21 protein-coding genes are annotated in these 25129 nt (G+C 69.5%); 8 read left to right on the top strand and 13 right to left on the bottom strand.

Features of this window, described 5'->3' with window-relative positions; all coding sequences use genetic code 11:
• Nucleotides 1-56: 56 nt before the first annotated feature.
• From ACZ5WE_RS05085 to ACZ5WE_RS05055, 7 genes are all read left to right on the top strand, one after another.
• Nucleotides 57-488 (top strand): single-stranded DNA-binding protein, encoded by a 432-nt coding sequence (locus ACZ5WE_RS05085; RefSeq protein WP_467687397.1) that lies wholly within the window; start codon nt 57-59, stop codon nt 486-488.
• Between the two features lie 318 nt (nt 489-806).
• Nucleotides 807-2261 carry a Cys-Gln thioester bond-forming surface protein gene (locus ACZ5WE_RS05080; RefSeq protein WP_467687878.1) on the top strand — a complete coding sequence of 485 codons (1455 nt, stop codon included), beginning with the start codon at nt 807-809 and terminating at the stop codon, nt 2259-2261.
• 740 nt (nt 2262-3001) lie between these two features.
• Nucleotides 3002-3460: a hypothetical protein gene (locus tag ACZ5WE_RS05075; protein WP_467687399.1), complete on the top strand. Its 459-nt coding sequence runs from the start codon at nt 3002-3004 to the stop codon at nt 3458-3460.
• Between the two features lie 313 nt (nt 3461-3773).
• Nucleotides 3774-4088: a hypothetical protein gene (locus ACZ5WE_RS05070; protein WP_469157277.1), complete on the top strand. Its 315-nt coding sequence runs from the start codon at nt 3774-3776 to the stop codon at nt 4086-4088.
• Nucleotides 4089-4285: 197 nt separating this feature from the next.
• Nucleotides 4286-5950 (top strand): energy-dependent translational throttle protein EttA, encoded by a 1665-nt coding sequence (ettA, locus tag ACZ5WE_RS05065; RefSeq protein ID WP_467687402.1) that lies wholly within the window; start codon nt 4286-4288, stop codon nt 5948-5950.
• 7 nt (nt 5951-5957) lie between these two features.
• The gene (locus ACZ5WE_RS05060) at nt 5958-6398 is read left to right on the top strand and encodes an acyl-CoA thioesterase (protein WP_467687404.1); all 441 of its coding nucleotides are present in this window, start codon (nt 5958-5960) and stop codon (nt 6396-6398) included.
• Nucleotides 6395-7081, top strand: a complete 687-nt coding sequence (locus ACZ5WE_RS05055; RefSeq protein WP_467687405.1) for a DUF8185 domain-containing protein — start codon at nt 6395-6397, stop codon at nt 7079-7081. The genes ACZ5WE_RS05060 and ACZ5WE_RS05055 overlap by 4 nt, the downstream gene beginning before the upstream one ends.
• A gap of 38 nt (nt 7082-7119) precedes the next feature.
• Here ACZ5WE_RS05055 and ACZ5WE_RS05050 read toward each other — a convergent pair whose 3' ends face one another.
• Entirely contained in the window at nt 7120-7533 is a 414-nt protein-coding gene (locus ACZ5WE_RS05050; RefSeq protein ID WP_467687407.1) for a globin, read from the bottom strand.
• Between the two features lie 102 nt (nt 7534-7635).
• Between ACZ5WE_RS05050 and ACZ5WE_RS05045 the strand changes: the two genes are divergently transcribed.
• Nucleotides 7636-8610, top strand: coding sequence for a methyltransferase domain-containing protein (locus ACZ5WE_RS05045; protein WP_467687408.1), 975 nt, complete (start codon nt 7636-7638; stop codon nt 8608-8610).
• Between the two features lie 18 nt (nt 8611-8628).
• Here the strand turns inward: ACZ5WE_RS05045 and ACZ5WE_RS05040 are convergent, their stop codons facing one another.
• The 12 genes from ACZ5WE_RS05040 to ACZ5WE_RS04985 form a co-directional block, all read right to left on the bottom strand.
• Nucleotides 8629-9909: an FHA domain-containing protein gene (locus tag ACZ5WE_RS05040; RefSeq protein ID WP_467687410.1), complete on the bottom strand. Its 1281-nt coding sequence runs from the start codon at nt 9907-9909 to the stop codon at nt 8629-8631.
• 114 nt (nt 9910-10023) lie between these two features.
• Nucleotides 10024-11367, bottom strand: a complete 1344-nt coding sequence (locus ACZ5WE_RS05035) for a VWA domain-containing protein (protein WP_467687412.1) — start codon at nt 11365-11367, stop codon at nt 10024-10026.
• A gap of 92 nt (nt 11368-11459) precedes the next feature.
• Nucleotides 11460-12872 carry a PP2C family protein-serine/threonine phosphatase gene (locus ACZ5WE_RS05030; RefSeq protein ID WP_467687414.1) on the bottom strand — a complete coding sequence of 471 codons (1413 nt, stop codon included), beginning with the start codon at nt 12870-12872 and terminating at the stop codon, nt 11460-11462.
• A gap of 2 nt (nt 12873-12874) precedes the next feature.
• Entirely contained in the window at nt 12875-15472 is a 2598-nt protein-coding gene (locus ACZ5WE_RS05025) for a serine/threonine-protein kinase (protein ID WP_467687416.1), read from the bottom strand.
• A complete protein-coding gene (locus ACZ5WE_RS05020; protein ID WP_467687418.1) occupies nt 15469-16788 on the bottom strand; it encodes a coiled-coil domain-containing protein in 1320 nt (439 codons plus the stop codon). The genes ACZ5WE_RS05025 and ACZ5WE_RS05020 overlap by 4 nt, the downstream gene beginning before the upstream one ends.
• A gap of 39 nt (nt 16789-16827) precedes the next feature.
• On the bottom strand, nt 16828-17853 hold the full coding sequence (locus ACZ5WE_RS05015; protein ID WP_467687420.1) for a glutamate ABC transporter substrate-binding protein: 1026 nt from the start codon (nt 17851-17853) through the stop codon (nt 16828-16830).
• A gap of 17 nt (nt 17854-17870) precedes the next feature.
• The gene (locus ACZ5WE_RS05010) at nt 17871-19334 is read right to left on the bottom strand and encodes a hypothetical protein (protein ID WP_467687880.1); all 1464 of its coding nucleotides are present in this window, start codon (nt 19332-19334) and stop codon (nt 17871-17873) included.
• A gap of 279 nt (nt 19335-19613) precedes the next feature.
• Nucleotides 19614-20594 (bottom strand): N-acetylglucosamine kinase, encoded by a 981-nt coding sequence (locus ACZ5WE_RS05005; RefSeq protein WP_467687422.1) that lies wholly within the window; start codon nt 20592-20594, stop codon nt 19614-19616.
• Nucleotides 20595-20596: 2 nt separating this feature from the next.
• Nucleotides 20597-21862, bottom strand: a complete 1266-nt coding sequence (locus ACZ5WE_RS05000) for a 6-phospho-beta-glucosidase (RefSeq protein WP_467687424.1) — start codon at nt 21860-21862, stop codon at nt 20597-20599.
• A gap of 8 nt (nt 21863-21870) precedes the next feature.
• Nucleotides 21871-22782, bottom strand: coding sequence for a carbohydrate ABC transporter permease (locus tag ACZ5WE_RS04995; RefSeq protein WP_467687426.1), 912 nt, complete (start codon nt 22780-22782; stop codon nt 21871-21873).
• Nucleotides 22783-22791: 9 nt separating this feature from the next.
• Nucleotides 22792-23721, bottom strand: a complete 930-nt coding sequence (locus tag ACZ5WE_RS04990) for a carbohydrate ABC transporter permease (protein ID WP_467687428.1) — start codon at nt 23719-23721, stop codon at nt 22792-22794.
• A 15-nt stretch (nt 23722-23736) separates the two neighbouring features.
• Nucleotides 23737-25077, bottom strand: coding sequence for an ABC transporter substrate-binding protein (locus ACZ5WE_RS04985; RefSeq protein WP_467687430.1), 1341 nt, complete (start codon nt 25075-25077; stop codon nt 23737-23739).
• Between the last annotated feature and the right edge of the window lie 52 nt (nt 25078-25129).

Below are 25129 nucleotides of genomic sequence, written 5' to 3'. Positions count from 1 at the left end.
CCGCGGGACCGACCACCGCGGCGGCGGAAGCGGAGTGGACGAGGGAGGGGTTCGACATGAACGAGACCTTGGTGACGGTGGTGGGGAACGTCGCGACGACGCCGGTGTTCCGGGAGCTGCCCTCCGGGCCGGTGGCGCGGTTCCGGCTCGCGGTGACGGCGCGGTACTACGACGCGGTGCAGAACGTCTGGGCGGACGGGCACACCAACTTCTTCACGGTGTGGGCGAGGCGATCGCTCGGCGCGAATGTGCAGGGCTCCCTGACGATCGGTGAACCCGTCATCGTGCAGGGCAAGTTGAAGGTGCGCGACGAGGAGCGGGGCGGCCAGCACTGGACGTCGGCGGACATCGACGCGATCACGATCGGCCACGACCTCTCGCGCGGAACGGCCGCCTTCCGGCGCGTGCTCAAGGCGAACGCGGCACTGACGGATCCGGCGGCGGCACGCGAGCAGGTGCTTGAGCCCGAGCCCGAGCCGGTCGGGTGATGGGCCGTCAGGGGTCAGGCGAGGCCCCGACCGATGTGCGGCTTATCGGCGAGTGGGTTCCGTGGATTTGTCGATAAGACCGGTTCTGAAAGGTTGTTGGCGATAACGATTCCGAGTCGGATCGGTTATCGAACGGTAGGACTGGGGGCCGTGGTGTGCCGCATCCCTAGGATGCCGAGGGTAGCTAATGGGGCAGTTGGTAGTGGAGGCCACGCAGGTGGCAGGTGATTCTGCCCCTTTCGATCTGCTGGCGGGATCACCCCCCTCGAAGTGAACGGGTCCCGTCCGGAGGGGAATTCTGTGTCTTTTGCGCGTTCAGTGTTGTCGGCGTTCTCTGCCTTCTCCGGGGGCCGTGCGTGCTCTGCGCCGTCCCGGGGGAGACGGGGCGCCGGGCGCCTCGCCGCGGTGACGCTTGCGACCGGGGCCCTCGCGGCGGGCGCGATAGCCACCGCGGGTCCCGCCGCGGCTCAAGAGGCTCCGCAGCACAGGGGCGGAGCCGTCGCGACGCTGGGCGGGCTCCAGACGTACGGCCAGGCCGTCATCCGTGACAACGGGGCGAGCCAGCAGGTGCCCGCCGGGCTCTTCGAGATGTCCGTGGAGGACGGCGGCACCCTGCAGACGTACTGCATCGACATCCACAACCCCACGCAGAAGGACGCGGAGTACCAGGAGACCCCCTGGAGCGGCACTTCGCTGAACGGCAACAAGGACGCGGGCAGGATCCGCTGGATCCTGCAGAACTCCTACCCCCAGGTGAACGACCTCGCCGCGCTGGCCCACAAGGCGGGCGCGCGTGCGCTCACCGAGCAGGCGGCGGCGGCCGGCACACAGGTGGCGATCTGGCGCTACTCGGACAGCGCCGAGGTGGAGGCCGTCGACCCGCAGGCCGAGAAGCTTGCCGACTACCTCTACAAGAGCGCTCGCGGCGCGGCGGAGCCCAAGGCTTCGCTGACCCTCGACCCGCCCGCGGTCTCCGGGCGCGCGGGGGAGCGGGTCGGTCCGGTCACCGTGCGGACGGACGCGGAAGCCGTCTCCGTGACCCCGCCCGCGGACTCGGTGGCGAGCGGGGTGAAGATCGTCGGCAAGGACGGCAAGCCCGTCACCTCCGCGGCCGATGGCAGCCAGCTGTTCTTCGACGTCCCCAAGGACGCCCCGGACGGCTCGGCGGCACTCGCCGTGCAGGCGTCGACCACGATTCCGGTCGGCCGGGCCTTCGCCTCCGAGACCCGGAGCCAGACGCAGATCCTCGCGGGCTCCAGCGAGTCCATGGTCTCCGCGACGGCGAGCGCCACTTGGGCCAAGGAGGGCGCGATACCGGCGCTGTCCGCGGAGAAGAACTGCGCCAAGAGCGGCGTGGACATCACGGCGAGCAACACGGGCGACCGGCCGTTCACCTTCCGCCTCATGGGCCTGAAGCACACCATCGAGGCCGGCACGTCGCGGACGGTGACGATCCCCCTGCAGGAGGACCAGGCCTACGACTTCACGATCAAGGGCCCGAACGGCTTCGAGAAGCGGTTCAAGGGCGTGCTCGACTGCCGGACCGAGAGCAGCGCGATCGGCAGCAAGACGGAGCCGGTCTCCGACCCGAGCCCGGCATCGGCAGGCGGCACGAGCACAGGCGGCGGCGACCTCGCGGAAACGGGCGGCTCCAGCGCGACCCCGATGATCGCCGGAATAGCGGTCCTCATGGTCGTACTCGGCGCGGCAGCCATGTTCCTCCTCCGCAAGAAGAAGGACCCCACGACCACGGAGACGTCGACCGAGGACTGATCCGGGAGATCGTCCAGAAGCGAAGTCGAAGTACCCCAGTGGACCGCGTCCGCTGGAGGCGTGGACGCGACGACGCTCGGTATTGGGCTCAAAGGGACATCTATGTGGTGTCCTTGGCGGCCCTCCACCAAGCGAGCCAGGATCTGCATGTACCGACGAGCGTCCAGCGAATCAACCGCGGTCGACTGGCTCACGCCCGAAGAGGTCGCGCGGACCGGTCGGTCACCAAGGCGTCAGGATCCACACTTGCGGCGATTCCCTCGATCTGACACTGACCGTCGAGCATGTCGCTGCCGTGCTTCACGCTCACGTGTTATTTGAAATGCGCGACGCTAGGACATCGGTGGTGGAAAATCCCGACGAGGGAATGAATTTCCACCCCAGCGGCAGCTGTGGCCACAGCAGTCCTGACCTCTGTCGGCTGACCGTCTACGCGGTTCTCCAGTGCGCCAGTGCGCCAGTGCGCTAGTCACGAGTGCCTCAACATTATCCCGCGTGTTCGTATTGTCATCGCTCGCGCTCATAGCTCATGATGTATCGCTGTAGAGCGTCGCTCACACCAACCTGCGGCGTAGTCCCGCGTGGCGTTCCAAGGTCACCGTTTCGCCGGGTCGGCCGGGATCCACCCACCGTGATCTTCCGAATCTGCACTCCCGCGCACTCGAAGTCTCTCCATGTCTCTCCAAGTCTCTCCATGTTTCTGCCAACCGTGTCGGACAGAAGAGAAGGTTGGATGCCTCATGAAGGATTACGTTCCGCTCCTGGAGACCGCTCTGTGGGTGATCCTTGCCATCGCGGTACTGGTCGCGTTTCGGAAGCCGTTGCGTGAGAGGATCGAGAAGGGTTCATATCTCAAATTTGGGCCTGTAGAGATTGGCGAGCTCGTCGAAAAAGTCGACAACGTCCAACAGCGCGTGAATGAGCTTGGCGAGGCTGTGTCCCAGCTGTTTCTGCACACGATGTCGGGCCCTATGTTCACTAACCTGAAGAAATTGGCGTCAGGCAATTTCGGCAACTTCGAGATGAGTGAAGCGCTGAAGCGCGAGCTGTACCATTTGCGGGACATCGGATACATTCAGGTGTACTCGATCAGGTCCGTGCCGGCTAGCGGAGATGATCTCTCTCGATATATTGCAGTAACTCCGGCCGGATTGCAGTTCGTGGAATTGCGAGAAGCTGCACTAACGACGTCCGCGTGAGCAAGAACCTTTCAACGCATGCCCGGCCCGGACCCCGTCGGCCGACCCCGTAGGCGGATCGCGGAGCGTGAGTGGGCGCGCGGAGGCTGCTATGGGCAGGCAAGGGGGCTGGGAAAGCGTGCTGACGCCCAAGTCCCCCCGGAGGACACGTACCAGTTGCCGTGGGGGCTGCGGGGTATCACGGCAGCCATCAGGTGGGCGTTGCCGTGAATGCGCTGCGTGTCAGCGGCGGAAGCTGCTCGCAAGGCACAAGATCCCCGAGCTGAGTGCTGCCGTCTGTTCGCCGGATTCGTCACGCTGCCATGATCGCCGCGTGACTGAGTACAAATGGCCAGAGGGGCCTGAAGCGCCGTCCCCGGAGGAAATCCGGCGAAGCTGGGCGATGACCGTCGAGGTGCTGCCTGTTGGGGCCCCCGTCACAGGGCGGGTCATCGGGCGGCAGCAGTTCGGCGTCTTTATCCGTATCGAGGGTGTGCCCAGCGCTCTGGGCTTGGCGGAGGTCACGTCCATGCCGCAGGGGATGGAGCTGCCCGGCCTGGGGGCCTCCGTCGCCGGTGAGGTCATCTGGCTCGAAGACCGGAACGGCCAAGTGAAGATCAAGCTGGACGAGTGGAGTGGTCGCCAATGATCGTTCCTGGGCCGTCTGTGGGCCGTCCGAGGTCGCTCGGCACCGACCTGCAGCGACAGGCAGTGACAGATCAACTACCCAAGCGACCGGAGAACGTCCAGGTCATGGCCCCCCACCCATACTGGTTTCCCCCGGTAGGTGGCCGTCAGGCAAGATGGGGTGTATCTGCCCACTCACTGATTGCCGGACGGTTTCTCTTGGCTGAGTACATCTACACCATGCGCAAGACGCGCAAGGCGCACGGCGACAAGGTGATTCTTGATGACGTCACCCTGAGCTTCCTGCCTGGCGCCAAGATCGGTGTCGTGGGCCCCAACGGCGCCGGTAAGTCCACGGTGCTGAAGATCATGGCCGGGCTCGAGCAGCCGTCCAACGGTGACGCGTTCCTCTCGCCCGGGTACAGCGTCGGCATCCTCATGCAGGAGCCGCAGCTCGATGAGAGCAAGACCGTCCTGGAGAACGTCCAGGACGGCGCCGCCGAGATCATGGGCAAGCTCAAGCGCTTCAACGAGGTCGCCGAGCTCATGGCGACCGACTACTCGGACGCGCTCATGGAAGAGATGGGCAAGCTCCAGGAGGACCTGGACCACGCCAACGCCTGGGACCTCGACGCCCAGCTCGAGCAGGCCATGGACGCGCTCGGCTGCCCGCCCGGCGACTGGCCCGTCACCACCCTCTCCGGTGGTGAGAAGCGCCGCGTCGCGCTCTGCAAGCTCCTCATCGAGGCGCCCGACCTGCTCCTCCTCGACGAGCCCACCAACCATCTCGACGCCGAGTCGGTGAACTGGCTGGAGCAGCACCTCTCCAAGTACGCGGGCGCCGTTGTCGCCGTCACTCACGACCGGTACTTCCTCGACAACGTCGCCGAGTGGATCCTTGAGCTCGACCGCGGCCGCGCCCACCCCTACGAGGGCAACTACTCCACGTACCTGGAGAAGAAGCAGACCCGTCTCAAGGTCGAGGGCCGCAAGGACGAGAAGCGCGCCAAGCGGCTCAAGGAAGAGCTCGAGTGGGTGCGGTCCAACGCCAAGGGGCGGCAGGCCAAGTCCAAGGCGCGTCTCGCGCGCTACGAGGAGATGGCCGCCGAGGCGGACAAGATGCGGAAGCTGGACTTCGAGGAGATCCAGATTCCGCCGGGCCCGCGGCTGGGCTCGATCGTCGTCGAGGTCGAGAACCTTTCGAAGGCCTTCGGCGACAAGGTGCTCGTCGACAACCTCAGCTTCTCGCTGCCGCGCAACGGCATCGTCGGCATCATCGGTCCGAACGGCGCGGGCAAGACCACGCTGTTCAAGATGATCCAGGGCCTCGAGGAGCCGGACTCCGGCAGCATCAAGGTCGGTGACACGGTCAAGGTCAGCTACGTCGACCAGGGCCGCGCCAACATCGACCCGAAGAAGACCCTCTGGGCTGTCGTGAGCGACGAGCTCGACTACATCAACGTCGGCCAGGTCGAGATGCCCTCGCGCGCCTATGTGAGTGCCTTCGGGTTCAAGGGGCCGGACCAGCAGAAGCCCGCCGGGGTGCTCTCCGGTGGTGAGCGCAACCGCCTCAACCTGGCGCTGACCCTCAAGGAGGGCGGCAACCTGCTCCTCCTCGACGAACCGACGAACGACCTCGACGTCGAGACCCTTTCGTCGCTCGAGAACGCGCTGCTCGAGTTCCCCGGCGCGGCTGTGGTCATCTCCCACGACCGGTGGTTCCTCGACAGGGTCGCCACGCACATCCTCGCCTACGAGGGCGAGTCCAAGTGGTACTGGTTCGAGGGCAACTTCGAGTCGTACGAGAAGAACAAGGTCGAGCGCCTGGGTGCGGACGCGACCCGTCCGCACCGCGCCACGTACAAGAAGCTCACCCGAGGCTGAGGCTGTCATGAGCCGGCATATCTACAGCTGCCCCCTCCGGTGGTCGGACATGGATGCCTTCGGGCACGTCAACAACGCCGTCTTCCTGCGGTACTTGGAAGAAGCGCGGATCGACTTCATGTTCCAGCTGGCACCGGGCGACGGCAGCCCGTCGTTCTCGGGCGGGTCCGTCGTGGCCCGCCACGAGATCGACTACGTACGGCCGTTGGTCCACCGGCACTCGCCGGTGACCATCGAGTCGTGGGTGACGAAGATAGGCGCTGCCTCGCTCACCATCTCCTACGAGGTCAAGGACCCCGAGCAGGTGTACGTGCGGGCATCGACGATCGTCGTCCCCTTCAACCTGGAGGCACAGCGCCCCCGGAGGATCACGGCCGAGGAGAAGGCCGTGCTCCTGACGTTCATGGACGACGCGACCGACGACGGTGCGGAGGCGCTCGTCGCATGACGGCGCAGCTGCACTTCGCCGATGCCAGGGAGGCGGGGGATCTCGCCGCCTTCCTGGCGCGGCTCATCTACTACGACAAGGCCGCCGCGGTGCGGCTGCAGGCGATCGACGACACGCTTGCCGTGTTCGGCAGGCCGCCGTCGTTCGAAGTGCTCGCCATCCGTACGGCGCGGCTCGCCAAGCCGTACGAGCACGGGCTCGATTCCTCGCTCGATGTCACCGTCTCCGCCGGTGAACTACTCGAATCCGTGGGGGAGTCGGCCCAGTCCGTCGAGTCGGCGGGCGTGGCCTTCGTGCCGCAGGCCGTCACCGGGCCGCCGTGGGCCGGCATTCTTCCGCCACGGAGCGGCTGGCGGCAGGAGCAGGGGCTTGTGCCGGCGGACGCCGTCCGGGGCCTCGTGGCGGCCGCGGTCACCGAATTCAAGTCCCGGGTCGAGGAGTTGCCGCAGGAGCGGCGGGTCCGGGCGGAACTCGACCGGCTGGGCCGGGAGATCTGGTCCAGGACCATCGGGGACACGGGTCTGCCCGTGCGGGCCGCGCATGCCGCGCAGGCCCTGGGGTTCTTGCGGGGGGACTCGCTCGACCTGCTGTCCTGCGGTGCGTGGCTGCGACTGCGTACGAACTATGGGTCGATCGCCGTGCGCCGGGCCGGAGTCGGCGGGCTCACGGTGACGCCGGCCTAGCGGCCGGGCCACCGCCACCGAAAGAGCGCCGTAAGCCGTCAGCCCTCGGAGTTGACCATGGACGCCGCCGCGTACGTCAGGTAGTTCCACAGGGTCCGCTCATGCTCCTCGGAGAGCTTCAGCTCCTCGACGGCGGTCCTCATGTGCTTCAACCACGCGTCGTGCGCGGCCCTGTCGACCGTGAACGGGGCGTGCCGCATCCGCAGCCGGGGGTGGCCGCGGTTGTCGCTGTACGTGGTCGGGCCGCCCCAGTACTGCATCAGGAACAGGGCGAGGCGCTCCTCGGCCGGGCCCAGATCCTCCTCCGGGTACATCGGCCGCAGCAGCGGGTCCTCCGCGACCCCCTGGTAGAAGAAGTGCACCAGGCGCCGGAAGGTCTCCTCGCCGCCGACCTGTTCGTAGAAGGTCTGCTCCTGAAGCGTGCCGCGCGGGATCTCTTTCACACCGTCCATGGTCTCAGACGAGGCGGCCGAGGACGGAAGTCTTAGGACCCACGCCCGGATCGGTACGTTTCGCCGCTCGCATCGCGGGCCATACCGCAGCACAGTGGCTATATGGGACCCACAGTCGACCCACTCATCGCCGCGGAGGCCGGATCCGCCCTGGTGCGCGAGATCGAGGCGAGCGGCGCCTGGACGCGGGACCCCGGCCTTCGCGCGGCGTTCGAGCACGTCCCGCGGCATCTGTTCGTGCCGTACTACTACATCGCGTCCTCCGGTGGCGGCTACGAACGCCTCTGGGGCGAGGACCCCGACCCCGCACACCGGGCACGCTGGCTGCGCGGCGCCTACGCGGACGCCCCGCTCGCCACCCGCGTACGCGATGGAGACCTGCTCTCGTCCAGCAGCCAGCCCTCCCTGATGGCGAAGATGCTGGAGGAGCTCGACCTGCGCGACGGCGACTGCGATGTCCTGGAGATCGGCGCGGGTACCGGCTACAACGCGGCCCTGCTCGCCCACCGGGTCGGCGAGGAGCACGTCACCACCGTCGATCTGGACCCGGAGATCACCGAGTCCGCGCGGCGGCATCTCACGGCCGCCGGGTACCACCCGGCCGTCGTCACCGGCGACGGCAGCGCGGGGTGCCCCGAGCGCGCTCCGTACGACCGGATCATCGCGACCTGCACCCTGACCTCCGTGCCGCGCCCCTGGCTGGCCCAGTGCCGCCCCGGCGCCCGCATCCTGGCCCCGCTGGCCACCGGCCTGATCGCTCTGACCGTGAGGGACGCCGAGCATGCCGAGGGCCGCTTCCTGCACACCCCCGCGTACTTCGTGCCGCTGCGCGGAGGCAGCAGAAGGGCCCCGCACGCGCAGCACCTCGGGGGGCTGCCCCGCAGGTCCCTGCAGAACGAACTCTTCCGCTTCTTGCTCGAGCTGACCGCGGGAAGCCTCGACCCTTACGAGGCCCTCGCCCTGTGGCAGCGCGAGGACCGGCCGGTGCGCGAGCGGTTCGGCGTCTCCGTCAGCGGGCCGCACGAGTGGGCCTGGCTCGACGACCCCGAAGGGCCGTACGCCTGGCCACTCGTGTGAGCCCGCGGTATCAGCGGCTCAGCTGTGCCGGATCGTGATCGTCGTCCAGGCGCCCACGTGCACCCGGTCGCCGTCCTGGAGCGGCACCGGCACGAACGGCTGGATGGGCTCCTCGCCGTTGTTGACCGTGGTGCCGTTGGTCGAGTTCTGGTCGACGACCGCCCAGCTGCCGTCCGGCTGCTGGACCAGGACCGCGTGCTGGTGCGAGACGCCCGGGTCCTCCGGCGGCACCGAAAGATCGATGTCCGGGGTGTCGCCGGTGGAGTGCCTGCGCCGGCCGATGGTGATCTGGTTGCCGGCCAGCGGGCGCTGCTGCTCGGGCGAGTACGCGGGCAGGTTCAGGCCCGACGCCTCGGGACCGCTGCGGTGCATCATCGCCATGAAGTACTCACGGTCGGGCCCGATCGTCGCCGACCAGGTGACCGTGCCGGTGCTGGGGCCCGGCACCGCCTGATAGCCGGGAGGGCCCTGCGGCGCCTGCGTCTGCTGAGGCTGCTGCTGGCCCGGCTGCTGCTGGCCCCACTCGCCCTGCTCGGGAGCCTGCGGGGCGCCGGGACCCGGAGCGGACGTCGAGGGAGGCGGGAGCACCCAGTCGTCGCCACCGCCACCGAAGGACGGACCGCCGGGACCCGAGGGACCCGGGCCGGGAGGCGGCGGAGTCCCCGTCTCCTGCGGGAACGCGGGCGGCGCCGGCGGACCCTGCTGCTGGAACGCCTGCGGGGGCGGCCCCGACGGGTCACCGCCGTAGGGCGGCGGGGGCGCCTCGCCGCCGTACGGCGGGGGCACCTGACCGGAGGGGTTGCCGTTGCCGAACGGCGGGATGGGCTCGGCGGGCCGGTTCATCTGCGAGGGCCGCGAGCCCTGGTATCCGAACGGGTCCTGGCCGGGCTGGGTGCCGTGGGGCTGCTGGCCGGGCGGCTGCTGGAACTGCTGCGCCGGGTTGGACACGGGCGGGTGCGGGGCGGCCGGGGTGTACGAGGTCGCCGTGTTCGTCAGGAAGTTCCAGCGGCACTCCTCGCAGAACGGCGCGTTCGCCTCGCGGGGCGTGCGGCACTGCGGGCAGAGCTCGGCCTCTGCGGCCTGGTCCGGCACGGACGACAGATGCGGGCGTCCCTGGTTGTGCTGGGGATATCCGTATCCGGAGTCCTGGCCGGGGCCGGGGCCGGGCGGCGGCGGATAGCCGTAGCCCGGCGCTGCCGGGGGTGGCGGAGGCGGCGGTACGGCACCGGCCATGCGGTGACCGCAGACCTCGCACCAGTCATCGGAACCCGACTGGTGTCCGTTCGGGCAGGTCGGCATGTCGGCGCTTCCCCCTCTCCTTCTCCGGCCCGAGGGCCGTACGTGCTGCTGTGGGGCTAATGAGTATGGGTGGTGCTGGGTGGTGCTACTTCACACTGCTTCTACTTCACACTGCTACTTCTTCACGCGAACAGTCTTCGTGGACCGCGTCTCGAGAGTCATCTCGTCGGCCTCGGCAACCCTCGCCTTCAATCGAACAGTACCCGCCACGGCATCGACCACGTCGACCACCTTCGAAAGCAGCTTCGCGGTGTCCTCGTTGCCGGAGGCGCTGGCGAGCTGAACGGCACGGCCCAGTTTGGCCGTTGCTCCGTCCATATCTCCCGACTTGCGCGCATCGAGGCCCTGCTGGATCACCTGGGCCAGTTCCGCCTGGCCCGTGTAGTGCGCCACCTGCGGATTGATCGACGTCGAAGCGGACATGTCATCCGTCCACACGGCCCGCACCAGACCCTGGGAGAGCGTCTGGGCGCTGCCGTCCGGCTGCGGCACGATCAGCGAGACACGCGCCGCGAGCATCTCCTGGCCGAGCTCGGCGTTCGGCACCTCGACACAGATGTGGTAATCGCGGGACTCGTCGCCCCAGGACCCCGTGGGATAGTCGCCGGCGCGCGGCCCCGCCTCCGTGCGACGGCCGGTCAACTCCTCGACCGTGGGCGCCACTTGCTTGACGAACTTGATCTCCGCGCCCATCGGCGTCCACAGCCGCAGGCTGACGTCGGCGACCTCCTTGCCCATCGCCGCCTCCATCATCTGCGTGAAGTCGGCGGAGAGCCCCGAGGGGTCGGCGACGATGTCGGCGGTGCCGAGGAGCGCGGAGGCGATGCCGGTGACCTCCTTGACCTCCCAGTCGGTGCCGACACCGCGGGCGTCGCAGGTGAAGCGGCCCGTGCAGGCGTCGAGGGAGGCCCGCAGATCCTCAGGTGACTCGTGTTCATTGCGGCCGTCCGTCAGCACGATTCCGTGCCGTATGGAGACATCGGCCGAGGCCAGAAGCCGGTCGGCCAGGCGCAACCAGGTGCCGATGGCCGTACCGCCGCCCGCGCTGAGCTTGCGCAGGGCCTGCTTGGCCTGCTCCCGGGTTGTCGCGCTCGCGACCGCGAGGCGGCCATCTCCCGGATAGACCTCCTTGGCGACATGGGTGCCGCCGATCACGGCGAAGTGGACTCCGTCACGTACGGCGTCGATGGCGGCGGACGTGGCGTCGCGGGCGCCGCGCATCTTCGTCGGCGGGTAGTCCATCGAGCCCGAGCAGTCGACCATGATCGCCACGGCCGCGTCCGGGGTCTGCCCCGCCGAATAGAGATGCGGGGCGCTCACCGCGGACCCCACCGTGCCACCGCCCGTCGAGGTGACTGTGGCGATCGCGTTGACCTCGCGGCCGCCCTCCGGGAGGTACTCGTTCTGGTACACGTCGACCGAGAACTGCGGCACGTTCGACTTCGAGAAATTGGCCATGGATCCCTGCTCCCCCTAGACGTTCCCAGCGGCTTCCCCAAGCCGGTGGGTGACAAGTGCGCATGGGCGGCCCTCGGTGGCGGGGCCCTCCACTAGGCCGATCCTGCCCCTTGCGGCACGACACGGAACGGCAGAATCGCCACTGTTACGTTGTCGTGGCCGCCGCCGTCCAGTGCGTGGCCGACCAGGACCTGGGCGCTGTGCAGCGGGCGTTGGGCCGCATCGACGGGCACGGCGCGGGCCATTTCCTCCACCGCTTCCGCGTAGTTCCAGAGCCCGTCGGTGCATACCACCACTACACCCGCACGGTCCGGCTTGAAGGAAGCGGTGTGCGGCTCCAGTTCGTACGCGTCGGCGCCGAGCCAGCCCGTGATGGCGTGCGCGCGCTCGTCGGCGTACGCCTCCGCCTCGTTCATCAGGCCCGCGGCCACCATCTGCGCGGCCCATGAGTCGTCCTCGGTGAGCCGGACGGTCGGGCCGCTGCGGTCGTCGGGGACCCAGTAGGCGCGGCTGTCGCCGACCCAGCCGACGACCAGCAGACCACCGGCGACGATCGAGCCGACGAGCGTGCACGCTGGCGCGTTCTGGTGCGGGGAGTGCTCCCTGGCCCCGGTGGGCTCCGCGGCAAGGGCGTTGACGGCGTCGGACGCCGAGAGGATCGCGTCGTGCATGGCCTGCTGCGGGTGCGTGCCGCGCGGCAGGGCGGCGAGCAGCGACTCGTTGGCCGCGCGGGATGCCGCCAGCGAGGCCTCGTCGGGGCGGGTCGCGGACGAGACGCCGTCGCAGACGATCGCGACGACGGCGGGCGAGCCGTCCGGCAGCGCGGCCGACGAGATGGCGAACGCGTCCTCGTTGCGGTGGTGGCGCAGGCCCCGGTCGCTGACCGCGGCGACCGCGTCGAGCTCCTGCTCCATGTGGTCGCGCTCGCGCGGCTGCGCGTGCCCGCAGTTCTCGCAGTACCCGTCCGGGTCCACGCGGCCCGAACGGCACGCCACGCAGAGCTTGGTGCCCGCGGCCGGCGTGGGGTCGGACAGGACCGTCCGGGGATCGGCGGGCTCCGGCGGGGCGCCGGGGGCGGGCAGGGGGTACTCGTCCGGCTCGGCGGGCCGCGCGAAGGGAACGTCCGTGCGTACGTCCCCCGCACCCTGTGGGCCCTGTGCTCCCTGGGGGCCCTGCGCTGCCTGTGCACCCTGTGCGTCCCCCGCGTTCGGGGAGAGCTCGCCGCCCGAAGACTCCGTGACCGGCAGGTCGGTGGGCAGGTGCGCGGGCACCGGCATGTCGGAGCTGTCCACGTCCGGGGCGATGGGCCACTGCGACGACGCGTCGGGCGGTGGCGCGGACGACGAGCCGTTCATCGCGACGGTGGGGCGGTCGTCCGACCCGGCCGGCTGCGCCGACAGGTCGAACCCGCACGCCCCGCAGAACAGGTCACCCGATTCCAGCGGCTCTTCGCAGCCGGGGCACGTGGAACCTGCCCCGGCAGTCTGCTGGTGCATCTGCGACATCTTCACACCCACGTCCGAGGGCGGAAACGGTTGGCCCGCTCCACCAGTTCGATCCTTTCCTCGCCACCCTGTGCGAGCCGGGCAAGCGTTCGGTACGAGCGCTCCAGACCGAACCGGAGGCCCCGCTCGTCGAGGTCGCTGCCGAGCAGCACGGTCCGCGAGCCGCCTGCCGGTGCAGCGGGTGCTGCCGGCGGGGCGGAGGCGTGACCAGGGTGCCTACCGGAGAGTACCCAGTCCAACGCGGTGCCAAGGACCTCGGTGGACAGTCGCTCGCGGCGCACCGCGTCGAGGCCGAAGCCCGCGAGGGCCTCCACCTGGCCCGCAGAGGCCGTCAGATCGTCGAGGAAGTCGCCGAGACGGCCGCCGGGCGACGGCGCGGTGCCCGGCGTCATACGGTGCCGCAGCCTCGCCCGCACGGCCGCCACGCGGGCCGCCGTGTAGTGGATCGAGGCCTCGGGCACCGACTCCAGGGTGTGCACGGCACCGCGCCGGTCGTCCGACGCGAGCTGTACGCGGGCCAGGCCGAACGCCGCGCTGACATAGCTCGGGTCGGTGGCCCACACGAGGCGGTAGTACTCGGCCGCGTTGTCCAGCTGCTCCAGGACCTCCGCGCAGACGCCGAGGGCCAGCTTGGGCGCGGGCTCGCCGGGGAACGCGTCGTACACGGCGTCGAAGGACAGCGCCGCGTTCTCGTGGTCGCCGGTCGCCAGCGAGGCGACACCGCGGTACCAGACCACCCGCCAGTCATCCGGATGCTGTATCTCGAGCTCGGTCAACGCCTGGGCGGCAGACTCCAGTTCACCCATGGCGAGGCGCGCGCGGAGACCGCGAAGGCGCAGCTCCACGGAGTCGGTGGGCGCCACCCGCAGCGCCGTGATCAGCTCGGCGGGCGCGGAAGCCATGAGCCCGGCCAGGAACCCGGCGTTCGGGTCGTTAGGGTCGACGCGCGGCACCGGGAGCGCGAGGGCCGTCGCGGGGGCGTCCAGAGGCCGGACGATCCGGGCCGGAGGGGCGGCCGGAGGCACGGGCGGGGCGGTCGCGGGCGTGCCGTTGCCGCCCGCCCCCTGGCCCGCCGTCAGTTCGGGGCGTCCCGTGCGCCGCCCCGCGGGCAGTACACGTACCCCGAACTGCGAGACGTCCCCGGTCAGTTCCGCGAACAACTCCGTGTCCGTGACCTTCACCTCGGGCCCGAACAGCGTCGAGAGCGCGGGCCGCGGCCGGCCCGTCTGGAGGGCCACGACCTCCCTCAGGACGCCCGTGAGCTGCTCCGCCATCTCCTGCGCCGAGGCGAACCGGCGAGCCGGATCCGGATCGGTGGCGCGCACCAACAGGCGGTAGAACGACTCGTACGTACGGAAGACCTCGATGTTGTCGGGGTCCGGCAGGGAGTCCACGAAGACGTTCGTATAGCCCTGGAAGTCGAAGGTGAGCACGGCCAGGGTGCGCGCCACCGTGTACAGGTCGGAGGCCACCGACGGGCCGAGCTCGGCGACTTCGGGGCCCTGATAGCCGACCGTGCCGTAGATCGCCGACTCGTCGTCGTCCATGCGGCGGACCGCGCCCATGTCGATCAGCTTGAGCTGGTCCTCGGTCTGGATCGCGTTGTCGACCTTGAAGTCGCAGTACAGGAGATTACGGCTGTGCAGATGGCCGAGGGCCTCCAGAGCCTCGATGCCGAAGGCGCACGCCTGCTCCACGGGCAGCGGATCGCGCTTGCCCTGCGGCGTGCGGCGTTCGTTGGCGATCTCCTTGAGGGACTTGCCGCCGACGTACTCCATGACGATGTAGCCGTCCATGGAGCCCGTGCGCTGGTCGAGGTGCTCGACGAAGTTGTAGATGCGCACGATGTTGCTGTGTTCGATCTCGGCCAGGAAGCGGCGCTCGGAGATCGCGGCGGCCATCGCGTCCTGGTCGCCCGTGTCGAGCAGGCCCTTGAGGACCACCCAGCGGTCGGACACCGCGCGGTCGACGGCGAGATAGACCCAGCCGAGCCCGCCGTGCGCCAGACAGCCCACGACCTCGTACTGGCCGTGCACGATGTCGCCGGCGTTCAGCTTCGGCACGAACGAGTACGGGTGGCCGCACTTGGTGCAGAACCCCTCGGTGCGGCCGGGCCGCTCCCCGCGCGCGCGGCCCACCGGCGCCCCGCAGTCGGAGCGCGAGCAGAAGCGCTTGCGCTCGGGGACCTCGGGGTTCTCCTGCACCGCCTGGCGCGGATCGGGGCGCGGCACCTCGGGCACGAGCACCAGGCCCACGCCCAGCCTGCTGCGGCCTGACGTGCCGGCCGACGGGCCGGAGCTGCGCACCGAGACCGAGCGGGACGTCGAGCTGCCGGACAGCGAGCGCGACAGGCGCCCCGACACCGATCTGCGGGACGACTGGGACCGCGCGGAGCGCGACGACGACCGCGAACTCGACCGGGAGCTGCTGCTGCCCGATCCCTTGCCGCCGCCGGTGATGCCGGTCGGGGGAGAGGACACCATGCCCGTCGGCGAGACGACCGGGGCCAGGCCGCAGGTGTCGCAGTACAGCTCGCCGCCGCCCACGTCCTCGTACGACCCCGTGCATCCGGGTCGCTGGCACTTTTGCTGCTCGCTCATGCTTCCCCCCTCCGGTCGGTGGGACCGCCCTGTTGCGGGACCCTCGATGCAAGGACTTCGGCGGCCGCCTGCTGATAACGAAGCACGGCCTGTTCGGCGACGCGCAGATCGCAGGGCGCGCTCCACAGCATCCGGCGTGCCGCGTCGTACCGCTCGATCAGGAGCGGGTCCTCCGCGTGGCCGAGGCGGGAGACCTTCGCCTTGTACGCGTCCAGGCGGCCGCGCAGCTCCGCGCGGACCGCGAGGGGCTGGGTGACGGCCGTCAACGACTCACGGGCGCGCAGGAGTTCGTCCTCGGCTTTCTCCTCCAGGGACTCGAGGAGCGGGGAGAGGCGGTGCCACTGGGCGTGCCTGCGGTAGTCGGACGCCATCGCGAGCTGCTCCTGCAGCGCGGTCGAAGGACCGCTGACGGCAGGCACCTCGGACGCGGCGATCTTGGCGAGGACCTCGCCGCGCGCCGAGCGTGCCTCGGCCAGGGTGCGGTCCGCGCGCGAGAGCACGTCACGGAGCCTGCCAAGACGCAGCTCTGCGTCCTGCCGGACGGTGAGCACCGCGTCGATCTCACGGCGTACGTCCTCCAGGGCGCGGGCCTCGCGGTCGTACCGCTCGGTGTGCGGACGGCCGCCGCCGGGGGCCGAACTGCCCTGCGCGGGCTGCCAGAAGGCCAGCGGGTCGGAGATCACCTGCTCGCGAAGGAGCGTCAGCTCCGCCGTGATCCGCTCCAGGTCGTCGCCCGCCGGGTGCTCACCGGGGCGTACTCCCACGGAGTGGGCGAGCTGGCGGGTGCGCTGCAGTTCGGCCGCGAGGAGGTCGATGCGGGCGGGCAGCGCGGACCAGACCGCGTCGGCGGCGACGACCATGTCGAGCGAGTGCGCGTACAGGTCGTTCATCCGTGAGACGAGTTCGATCAGGGTGAAGCGTTCGGTGAGCTTGGCCGGTCCTGTGATCGAGGCCGACGGCGCGGGGGCGGCGCCGCCGGCGACGGTGACGCTCTCACCGCGCAGCAGCTCGGTGAGCTCCACCAGGTCGTCCCTGTTCGGCCAGCGTCTGCGCGCCCGCACCTCGTGCGCCGCACGCAGGGCGGCGGCGTACGCGTCGAAGTACGCCCACAGGAGGGTGATCTGCTGCTCGGTGGACTGCCAGCGCTCCTGCGTGGTGCCGGTGAGACCGGCGCCTTCGAGGAGCCTGCGGCCCGCGTGATCCTGAAGGGCGAGGAGCGAGGTCTCGATCGCCTCGTGCTCTGCGTCGAGCCGCGCCAGCGCACGGTCCGCCTCGTCCCGGTCCATCACAGGACCGGGGGGGCCCGCGACGCTCATCGATCACCTCTCCGCTCTGCGTTGCTGTGCATGTCCGGCTCAGTCGCTGTACTTCGGCGCGGGCGGTCCCGCCGATTCGCCGAGGGCCGGCTTCAGCCACTTGTCGTAGGACTTCTGCCAGCCGCTCTCGCCGTCGCCGCTCTTGCGGTAGTCCTCAAGGACTTGGTTGACCCGCCGCACCAGGTCGTCCCCGCCCTTCTCCGGCTTCTTCATCGCCACGCCGTAGTACTCCGTGTTGAGCGGTGCGTCGCCCTTGAGCTCGACCGTCGGGTCCTGCGCGGCCTGACTCGCGGCGAGCGCGCTGTCGGTCACGACGGCGTCCACCTCACCGAGCTGAAGCCTTACCAGGCAGTCGAGTTGGTTCGGGACCGTAGTCCCGATGTCGGCATCCAGGCCCTTCTTCTTGAGCTCTCCGAGCTTGGTGAGGGCTGTGGAACCCTTCGCGGAGCAGACCTTCTTGCCGTCCAGGGAGTCGTCGAACCCGGTGATGTCAGAGGACTTGGGGGCGAGCACCTGCTGCCCGGTCTTGAAGTAGGCGGTGGAGAAGGTGACTTCCTTCTCGCGGTCGCAGGTGATCGTCATGGTCCGCACGACCATGTCGACCTGGCCGCTCTGTATCGCCTTGACGCGCTGGTTGGTGGGGATGGCGCGGAAGAGCACCGCGTCGCGGTCACCGAGGATCTCCTCGGCGATCTTGTGCGCGAGGTCGATGTCGAAGCCTTCGAGCGTCGCCGTCTTCTTGTTCGGGTCGCGATAGCCCCAGCGGTAGCTGTTCTGGTCGACGCCGACGATGAGCTTCTTGACCGGGCGTTCGCGGATGGCCTCGATCGTCGGGCCGTCCTTGTCGTCCGGCGAGAGGCTCTCCTCCGGGGTCTCGCACTCCTCGGCGCGCGCGGGTGCGGCCGCCGCGGAACCCTGGGAGACCCGGCCCTCGCCCTTGTCGGACTTGACCGCGCTGCCGGCCTCCGGAAGCGCGAGTACGAGGGAGCCCGTGAGTGCGCAGGCCACCGCCATGGCGGCAGCTCCACCCCAGCCGCGCATCCTCGCCAGTCCTCGCGTACGCATCGTCCGCTCGCCCCCTCTCACCTGTACTCCGACAGCCTGCGCCCGATGCCGAGCACGGCGCCGATGGCGGCGAGCACGGCGAGCACGGCGGCGCCCACCGGGAGCCCGCTCATCGCTCCCTTGCCGTCCTCGGCCGCCAGCTTGAATTCGTTCCGCTCGTGCTTCAGCGCGTCGTCGAGCGCGTCGTCGACATTGTCGAAGCACTCGCCGGTGGGCTCGTCGTCCTTGTCGCCGACGACCTTGGCGAGCGCTCCCTTGTAGTCACCCGCGTCGTCGCTGTCCCGCGCGGTCTTGTGCCGGTCCTTCCAGACCGACACGTTCTTCGCGGCCTCCTTGACGGGGTTCCTGCCCGCGTCGTTGTCGGCGACGGCCACGGCCTTGCCGAGCAGCCCGCTGTCGGCGCTGCCGAGCTGCTTCATCTGCGACTGGTAGGCGACGTCGAACTTGTCCTTGATCTCCTTCGCCGCGCCCACCTCGACGGTCTCCGCACCCCGGCTGACCAGCGTGAGGTTCTCGTTGCTGCGGGCCTTGAGCGAGCTGATGCGGGCGTCGTTCAGGACGTTCAGGGACTTCACGCCGTTGTCGTACGAGTCGCTCAGCCCCGAGCGCGCGAAGGTGTGCCCCGCGACCAGCCAGAGCAGGACGACGGTGGCCGCGGCGGTCGCGGCGACCAGGCCGTGGTTGAACACGCGGTTCGTGCGGCGGTAGTTGCGGCGCTGGGCCCAGAACAGGGCGCCGAGCGCGAGCAGGCCGATGGCGATGGCCAGCCAGGGATACGGCTTCGCGTCGTCGTAGTCCCTGCTCAGCCGCTGCTTCTCCGCGGTGTAGAGCTGCTCGGCGGCCGGGAGCATCTGGGTCTGCATCTTGTCGTTCGCGTACCGCAGATAGGCGCCGCCCAGGGGCAGGCCCTGGCGGTTGCTCGCGCGGGCCCGCTCGATCAGGCCGGTGTACTCGGGGAGGAGCTTGTTCAGCTTGCTCACCGACGCGGCGGCCGACGAGCCCGAGCCCGCGTTCGACGCGGCGTTCGCCAGCTTCTCCGAGGCCCGCTCGATGTCGGCCTTGTACCGGTCGCGTACGTCTGCCGGTTCCTGGCCGCCTGCCAGGAAGCCGCTGGACGCGGCCGTGTTGGCGTCGGCGAGAGAGCGGTAGATGGCCGCCGCGTCGTCGCTCAGCGGCTGGCTGCGGTTCAGGACGCTGTCAGCGGCGGCCGAACGGTCGGACATCTGCCAGGTGGTGACCGCGCCGAACGCCACGACGAGCAGCGCGAGGAAGGCGCCGATGATCCGCAGCCTGCCCGGCTCCGTCGTCGCCGCCGCGCGCAGCCGGTCCCGGCCCTCGATCCACGCGGGACGGCGGGGCGCCGTGCCCGGCACGGCCTGTGCGGATGCCGCGGAGTCCGGCCCTGCCTGCGGCGGGACGGCGGGCATCGTCGGCGCGGCCTGTCCCGGCGGCGCGGCGCTGCCGTTCGGCGGGTATGTCACCTCGACCTCGACCTCCCCCTTGGTCATCGGACGTTCACTTCCGCCCGGCATGCGCGGTGCGGGAAGAAGTGCACGGCCGCAAGTATTGCCGCAGGGACTGACATCCGCACAGGCATTGACTGGATCTTGTTCTGATCATGCGTGCGCGGATCACCGTGTGTGGATCACCTTTTCCCGGTCGCCCCGCCCGGATCGCGCGAAGATCGCACACCACCCCTGCCCTTGAATACGCGATCCGGTGCGCTTCGGTTCCCTCCCGGGCCGACGAACTCAGCCGCCTCAGGCTCCCGTGCCACTCTCGTAGTGCCCCCGCACGCGCGCGTGCACCTCGGTCGGCGCCCCCACCTGGTCCAGGCCGAGCAGCGCCGCGCCGAGCACGGGGCGGGCGACGACCACCCTGGCCACCGCCTTGGGTGCCCGGTCGGCCAGCAAAGCCCGGACGCGGTCGTCGAGTTGCGGGTGGCGGGCGGCGAGGATGCTGCCGCCGAGCAGTACCGGGGTCTCCTCGCCGAGCAGGTCGAGGCGGTCGAGGGCCACGGTCGACATGGCGACGACCTCGTCGGCCATCCGGTCCACCAGCGAGCGGGCCACCGGGTCGCCCGCCGCCGCCGTGGCGAAGAGCACCGGCGTCAGCTCGTGCCGCCGTACGGGGGCGACGGAGCCCAGATGCAGGGCCTCGATCAGCGCGTACATGGAGGACAGCCCGAAGTGCGCGGGCAGCGCCTCGCGCAGTGCGGTCGCGTCGCCACGGCCGTCCTCGGCCCGCGCCGCGTGCCAGAGCGCCTCCTCGGCGAGGCCGCCACCGCCGCCCCAGTCGCCGGAGAGCCGGCCGATGGCGGGGAAGCGCGCGGTGCGACCGTCGGGCAGCATGCCCACGCAGTTGATGCCCGCGCCGCACACCACGGCGACGCCCCGCGGCTCGGCGTCCTCCAGGAGCCCGGCCCGCAGGATCGCGAAGGTGTCGTTGCGCACCTCGACCGAGGGTCCCCACGCACGCCGGCGCAGGGCAAGGCCCAACTCCCTCTCCTCGACGGGGAGATCGGCGTTGGCGAGACAGGCGGACACATGCCCGACGGAGTCCGTGCCCGCCTCGGCCAGAGCCCGCTTCACCGCCTCCTGAAGGACATCCACCGCCGCCTCGACGCCGACCCGGGGCGGCTGGAACCCACCGCCGCGGGCCGCGCCGACGACGGTGCCGTCGGCCGCGACCACCGCGACGTCGGTCTTGCTGTTGCCCGCGTCGATCGCGAGCACACTCATGCCTACGCCCACGCCAGGTGCTCCCGGTTGTGAGCGATGAGGCTGTCGGTGAGCGCTTCCGCGTACGCGTACTGGCCGACCAGCGGGTGGGCGAGCAGCGCCTTGAAGACGCGGTCGCGGCCCCCGTGCAGCGCCGCCTGGAGCGCCAGGTCCTCGTACCCGGTGACGTTCGCGACGAGCCCGGCATACAGCGGGTCGAGCTTCGGCACGGACAGGGGCTTGGCGCCCTTGCCGTCGACCGTGGCCTGCACCTCGATGACCGCGTCGTCCGGCAGGAACGGCAGGGTGCCGTTGTTGACGGTGTTCACCACCTGGTAGGGGCTGCCTCCGTTGCCGAGCAGTGAGGCGGCCAGGTCCACGGCCGCCTCCGAGTAGAAGGCGCCACCGCGCTTGGCGAGCAGCTCCGGCTTCTCGTCGAGCGTCGGGTCGCCGTACATCTTCAGCAACTCCCGCTCCATCGCCGCTACTTCGGCGGCGCGGGACGGCTTGGTCCGCAACTCCTCGACCACCGCGTCGTGCTGGTAGAAGTAACGCAGGTAGTACGAGGGCACGACGCCGAGCCGGTCGACGATCTCGCGCGGCATGCGCAGGTCGGCGGCGACCGCGTCACCGTGCTCGGCGAGCAGCCTGGGCAGGATGTCCTCCCCGGCCGGGCCCCCCAGACGTACGCCCGTCTCCCAGGTGAGGTGGTTGAGCCCCGCGTGATCCAGATGGACTTCACCCGGCGCGACGTCGAGCAGCTTGGCGAACTTGCGCTGGAAGCCGATCGCCACGTTGCACAGGCCGACCGCCTTGTGCCCGGCCTGGAGCAGCGCCCGCGTCACGATGCCCACGGGGTTGGTGAAGTCGATGATCCACGCGTTCGGGTTCGTACGCCGTACGCGCTCGGCGATGTCCAGGACGACGGGCACGGTGCGCAGGGCCTTCGCCAGGCCGCCCGCGCCGGTGGTCTCCTGGCCGACGCAGCCGCATTCCAGCGGCCAGGTCTCGTCCTGTTGGCGGGCCGCCTGCCCGCCGACGCGCAGCTGGAGCAGGACCGCGTCGGCGTCCGCGACGCCCGCGTCCACGTCGGAGGTGGTGACGATGCGGCCGGGGTGCCCCTGCTTGGCGAAGATGCGCCGCGCCAGGCCCCCGACGAGTTCGAGACGGTCGGCGGCGGGGTCGACGAGGACGAGCTCCTCGATCGGCAGGGTGTCCCTCAACCGCGCGAATCCGTCGATGAGTTCGGGTGTGTAGGTCGACCCTCCGCCGACCACTGCGAGCTTCATATCGGTTCTCAGCCCTTTACTCCGGTGAGGGTGACGCCTTCGACGAAGGCCTTTTGTGCGAAGAAGAAGATGATGATGACCGGCGCCATGACGAGCAGGGTCGCGGCCATGGTCATGTTCCAGTTGACGCTGTGGGCGCTCTTGAACGATTCCAGGCCGTAACTCAGTGTCCAGGCGCCGGGGTTCTGGGCGGCGTAGATCTGCGGCCCGAAGTAGTCGTTCCAGCAGTAGAAGAACTGGAAGAGCGCGATGGCGGCGATGCCGGGCTTGGCCATCGGTACGACGATCTTGATCATGGTGCGGAACTCGCCGCAGCCGTCGACCTTCGCCGACTCGATGTACTCCTTGGGGATGGTCAGGAGGAACTGCCGAAGCAGGAAGATCGAGTACGCGTCACCGAACGCCATCGGGATGATCAGCGGCCACAGGGTGCCCGACAGGTGGAACTGCTGGGCCCACACCAGATACATCGGGATCACGATGACCTGCGGCGGAAGCATCATCGTCGAGATGACCAGGAGCATCGCGGTGCGCCTGCCCCGGAAGCGGAACTTGGCGAGCGCGTACGCCACGGGGATCGCCGAGCAGACGGTGAAGAGGGTGCCGAGACCCGCGTACATGAGCGAGTTGCGCCACCAGTCCAGGAAGCCCGGCGTCTCGAACACGGCTTTGTAGTTCGACCAGTGCCAGGAGTCGGGCCACAGGTCGCCGCTCATCGCCTGCGAGTCGCTCATCACCGACGTCAGGAAGACGAAGACGAACGGCAGGACGAAGAGCAGCGCGACGGCTATCGCGACACTGTGCACGGCGATCCAGTGCAGGACCCGCTTGCGGCGGGCGCGGGCGGCTGCGGGGCCGCGCTGCTTCGGGGCGGCGGAGGCGGCGGGCGCGCTGGGCGCGCTGAGAGTCGTGGAAGTCATCGAAAGTCCTCAGTCCTCCGCCGAGAGCAGCCCGGAGCGCTTGCGCATCAGGAGCAGCGTGACGGCCATGGCGATGGCGAAGAGCACGAGCGAAAGCACGCACGCGGCGCCGGTGTTGAAGTTCTGGAAGCCCATCTGGTAGACGAGCTGGGGGACCGTGAGGGTCGAGTGGTCCGGATAGCCGGGCTGGATGACGGACCCGGGCCCGATGTTGACGCCGGATGCGACCTTCCCCGCCACCAGGGCCTGCGTGTAGTACTGCATGGTCTGCACGACGCCCGTGACCACCGCGAACATCACGATCGGCGTGATCGCGGGCCAGGTGACGTAACGGAACTTGGCGAACGCGCCCGCGCCGTCGAGCTCCGCGGCCTCGTACTGCTCCTTCGGCACGTCGAGCAGCGCGGCCATGAAGATCACCATCAGGTCGCCGATGCCCCACAGGGAGAGCAGCACCAGCGAGGGCTTGGCGGTGTCCGGGTCGTTGAACCAGTTGGGCCCGGAGATCCCGACCGCGCCGAGGATCTCGTTCACCGGCCCGGAGCCCGGGTTGAGCAGGAAGACGAAGGCGACGGTGGCGGCCACCGGCGGCGCGAGGTACGGGATGTAGAAGGCGGTGCGGAAGAACCCGGCCCCCGACTTGATCTTCGTGATGAGCAGCCCGAGCGAGAGCCCGAAGACCACTCGCAGGGCCACCATGATCACGACCAGCCAGAGGGTGTTCCACAGGGCCGGGCCGAACAGGGGCATCTGCTCGAACACGTACGTCCAGTTCCTGAGGCCCACGAAGGTGGGCTCCTTGATCTGGTTGTAGTGCATGAACGAGAAGTAGACGGTGGCGATCAGCGGGTACGCGAAGAAGACGCTGAAGCCGACCAGCCACGGGGAGAGGAAACCGAGCGTGCGCAGTCTGCGGCGCGCGGGGTTGGAGAGGGTCATTGCCACGAGGGGGCCTCAGCTCTTCGACTGGAGGGTGTCGGCGTCGATCTGCTCGTCGAGCTTCCGCAGGCCCTTGCGCAGGTCGGGGACGCGCCCGGCCTCCACGGAGTACGCGAAGTCCATCAGGGAGACGACGTAGGCGCCGCCGTTGACGGAGGGCGGCAGGGCCTTGCTGTGCTTGTTCTCCAGGATGTCGAAGAAGGTCCGGAAGGTCGGATCGGCGTCCAGGTCGGGCGACTTGAGCGCCGCGAACGTGGAGGGCACGTTGTGGATGGCGTTCGCGAAGTTCACGACCTGCTCGGTGTCCGCGGTCAGGAACCGCACCAGCTCCCAGGCGGCGTTCTGGTGCTTGCTGCTGTGCGCGATCCCGGCGACGGTGCCGGTGATGAACCCGCGCCCGTACGTGTCGGCCTGGTCGTCCGGGACGGGCAGCGGGGCCACGCCCCAGTCGAACTTCGCCTTCGCCTCGTCCAGCATCAGGCCGCGCCACTCACCGTCGAGGTGCATGGCCACCTTGCCGGTGAGGAAGGCGTTCTGGCTGGACATCTCGTCGCCGAACGACATCCGGAACTTCTCCAGATCGCTGAACCCGCCCTGCGCGTCGGCCAGTTGCCGTGTGGTCTTGAAGAACTCGTACGACGACGGCTCGTCGGCGAGCCGCGCTTCGCCGTCCGCGTCGAAGTACTGGGGGCCCCACTGCGCGAAGAGCCGGTCCGGACTGTTCTGGTAGAAGCGGAAGTTGGGCATGTACCCGACCTGCTTGTACGAGCCCTTGCCGTCGCGGATGGTCAGCTTCTTGGAGACCTCTTCGAACTCGGACATCGTGCGGGGCGGCCGTTCGATGCCCGCCTTCTCGTAGGCGTCCTTGTTGTAGTACATCCCGAAGGCGTCCGCGAGCAGCGGCAGGGCGCACTGGTTGCCCTGGTAACCCGTGTAGTCGAGCAGCGTCTTGGGGAACGTCTTGCGCTTGTCGAGCCCGGTCTTCGCCATGAACGGGTCGAGGTCCGCCCACATCCCGGAGTCGCAGTACTGGCCGACGTTGTTGGTGGTGAAGGACGACACCACGTCCGGGGCCTTGTCGCCGCCCGCGCGGAGGGCCTGGTTGACGGTCGCGTCGGACACGTTCCCGGTGGCCTGCACGTCGATGTTCGGGTGCAGCTTCTCGAAGCGGGCGATGCTGTCGTTGACGGCCTTGACCTCGCCGGGCGTCGACCAGCCGTGCCAGAACTTCAGGGTGACCGGCTCGGTCGGGTCGTCGTTCGCGCTGCCGACGCTCGGGTTGGCGCAGCCGGAGAGCAGGAGACCGGCTGCGGCGAGCGCCGCGGACGCGCAGGTGGGCATGCGCCATCGCGGCATGGCGGACTTCCTTTACGGGGGAGGGGCGGTTTCGGTGGTGCGCGGGAGACGG

It is taken from the genome of Streptomyces sp. NPDC033180, from assembly GCF_055577645.1.
This window is presented reverse-complemented; position numbering and strand designations above follow the sequence as displayed.

What these genes read in the sequence shown, in the direction of transcription:
- ACZ5WE_RS05075 (WP_467687399.1), top strand. Translation starts at nt 3,002, where the DNA reads ATGAAGGATTACGTTCCGCTCCTGGAGACCGCTCTGTGGGTGATCCTT.
- ACZ5WE_RS05000 (WP_467687424.1), bottom strand. Translation starts at nt 21,862, where the DNA reads ATGAAGCTCGCAGTGGTCGGCGGAGGGTCGACCTACACACCCGAACTC.
- ACZ5WE_RS05045 (WP_467687408.1), top strand. Translation starts at nt 7,636, where the DNA reads ATGGGACCCACAGTCGACCCACTCATCGCCGCGGAGGCCGGATCCGCC.
- ACZ5WE_RS05085 (WP_467687397.1), top strand. Translation starts at nt 57, where the DNA reads ATGAACGAGACCTTGGTGACGGTGGTGGGGAACGTCGCGACGACGCCG.
- ACZ5WE_RS04990 (WP_467687428.1), bottom strand. Translation starts at nt 23,721, where the DNA reads ATGACCCTCTCCAACCCCGCGCGCCGCAGACTGCGCACGCTCGGTTTC.
- ACZ5WE_RS05015 (WP_467687420.1), bottom strand. Translation starts at nt 17,853, where the DNA reads ATGCGTACGCGAGGACTGGCGAGGATGCGCGGCTGGGGTGGAGCTGCC.
- ACZ5WE_RS05025 (WP_467687416.1), bottom strand. Translation starts at nt 15,472, where the DNA reads ATGAGCGAGCAGCAAAAGTGCCAGCGACCCGGATGCACGGGGTCGTAC.
- ACZ5WE_RS05005 (WP_467687422.1), bottom strand. Translation starts at nt 20,594, where the DNA reads ATGAGTGTGCTCGCGATCGACGCGGGCAACAGCAAGACCGACGTCGCG.
- ACZ5WE_RS05055 (WP_467687405.1), top strand. Translation starts at nt 6,395, where the DNA reads ATGACGGCGCAGCTGCACTTCGCCGATGCCAGGGAGGCGGGGGATCTC.
- ACZ5WE_RS04995 (WP_467687426.1), bottom strand. Translation starts at nt 22,782, where the DNA reads ATGACTTCCACGACTCTCAGCGCGCCCAGCGCGCCCGCCGCCTCCGCC.
- ACZ5WE_RS05030 (WP_467687414.1), bottom strand. Translation starts at nt 12,872, where the DNA reads ATGTCGCAGATGCACCAGCAGACTGCCGGGGCAGGTTCCACGTGCCCC.
- ACZ5WE_RS04985 (WP_467687430.1), bottom strand. Translation starts at nt 25,077, where the DNA reads ATGCCGCGATGGCGCATGCCCACCTGCGCGTCCGCGGCGCTCGCCGCA.
- ACZ5WE_RS05040 (WP_467687410.1), bottom strand. Translation starts at nt 9,909, where the DNA reads ATGCCGACCTGCCCGAACGGACACCAGTCGGGTTCCGATGACTGGTGC.
- ACZ5WE_RS05050 (WP_467687407.1), bottom strand. Translation starts at nt 7,533, where the DNA reads ATGGACGGTGTGAAAGAGATCCCGCGCGGCACGCTTCAGGAGCAGACC.
- ACZ5WE_RS05060 (WP_467687404.1), top strand. Translation starts at nt 5,958, where the DNA reads ATGAGCCGGCATATCTACAGCTGCCCCCTCCGGTGGTCGGACATGGAT.
- ACZ5WE_RS05035 (WP_467687412.1), bottom strand. Translation starts at nt 11,367, where the DNA reads ATGGCCAATTTCTCGAAGTCGAACGTGCCGCAGTTCTCGGTCGACGTG.
- ACZ5WE_RS05020 (WP_467687418.1), bottom strand. Translation starts at nt 16,788, where the DNA reads ATGAGCGTCGCGGGCCCCCCCGGTCCTGTGATGGACCGGGACGAGGCG.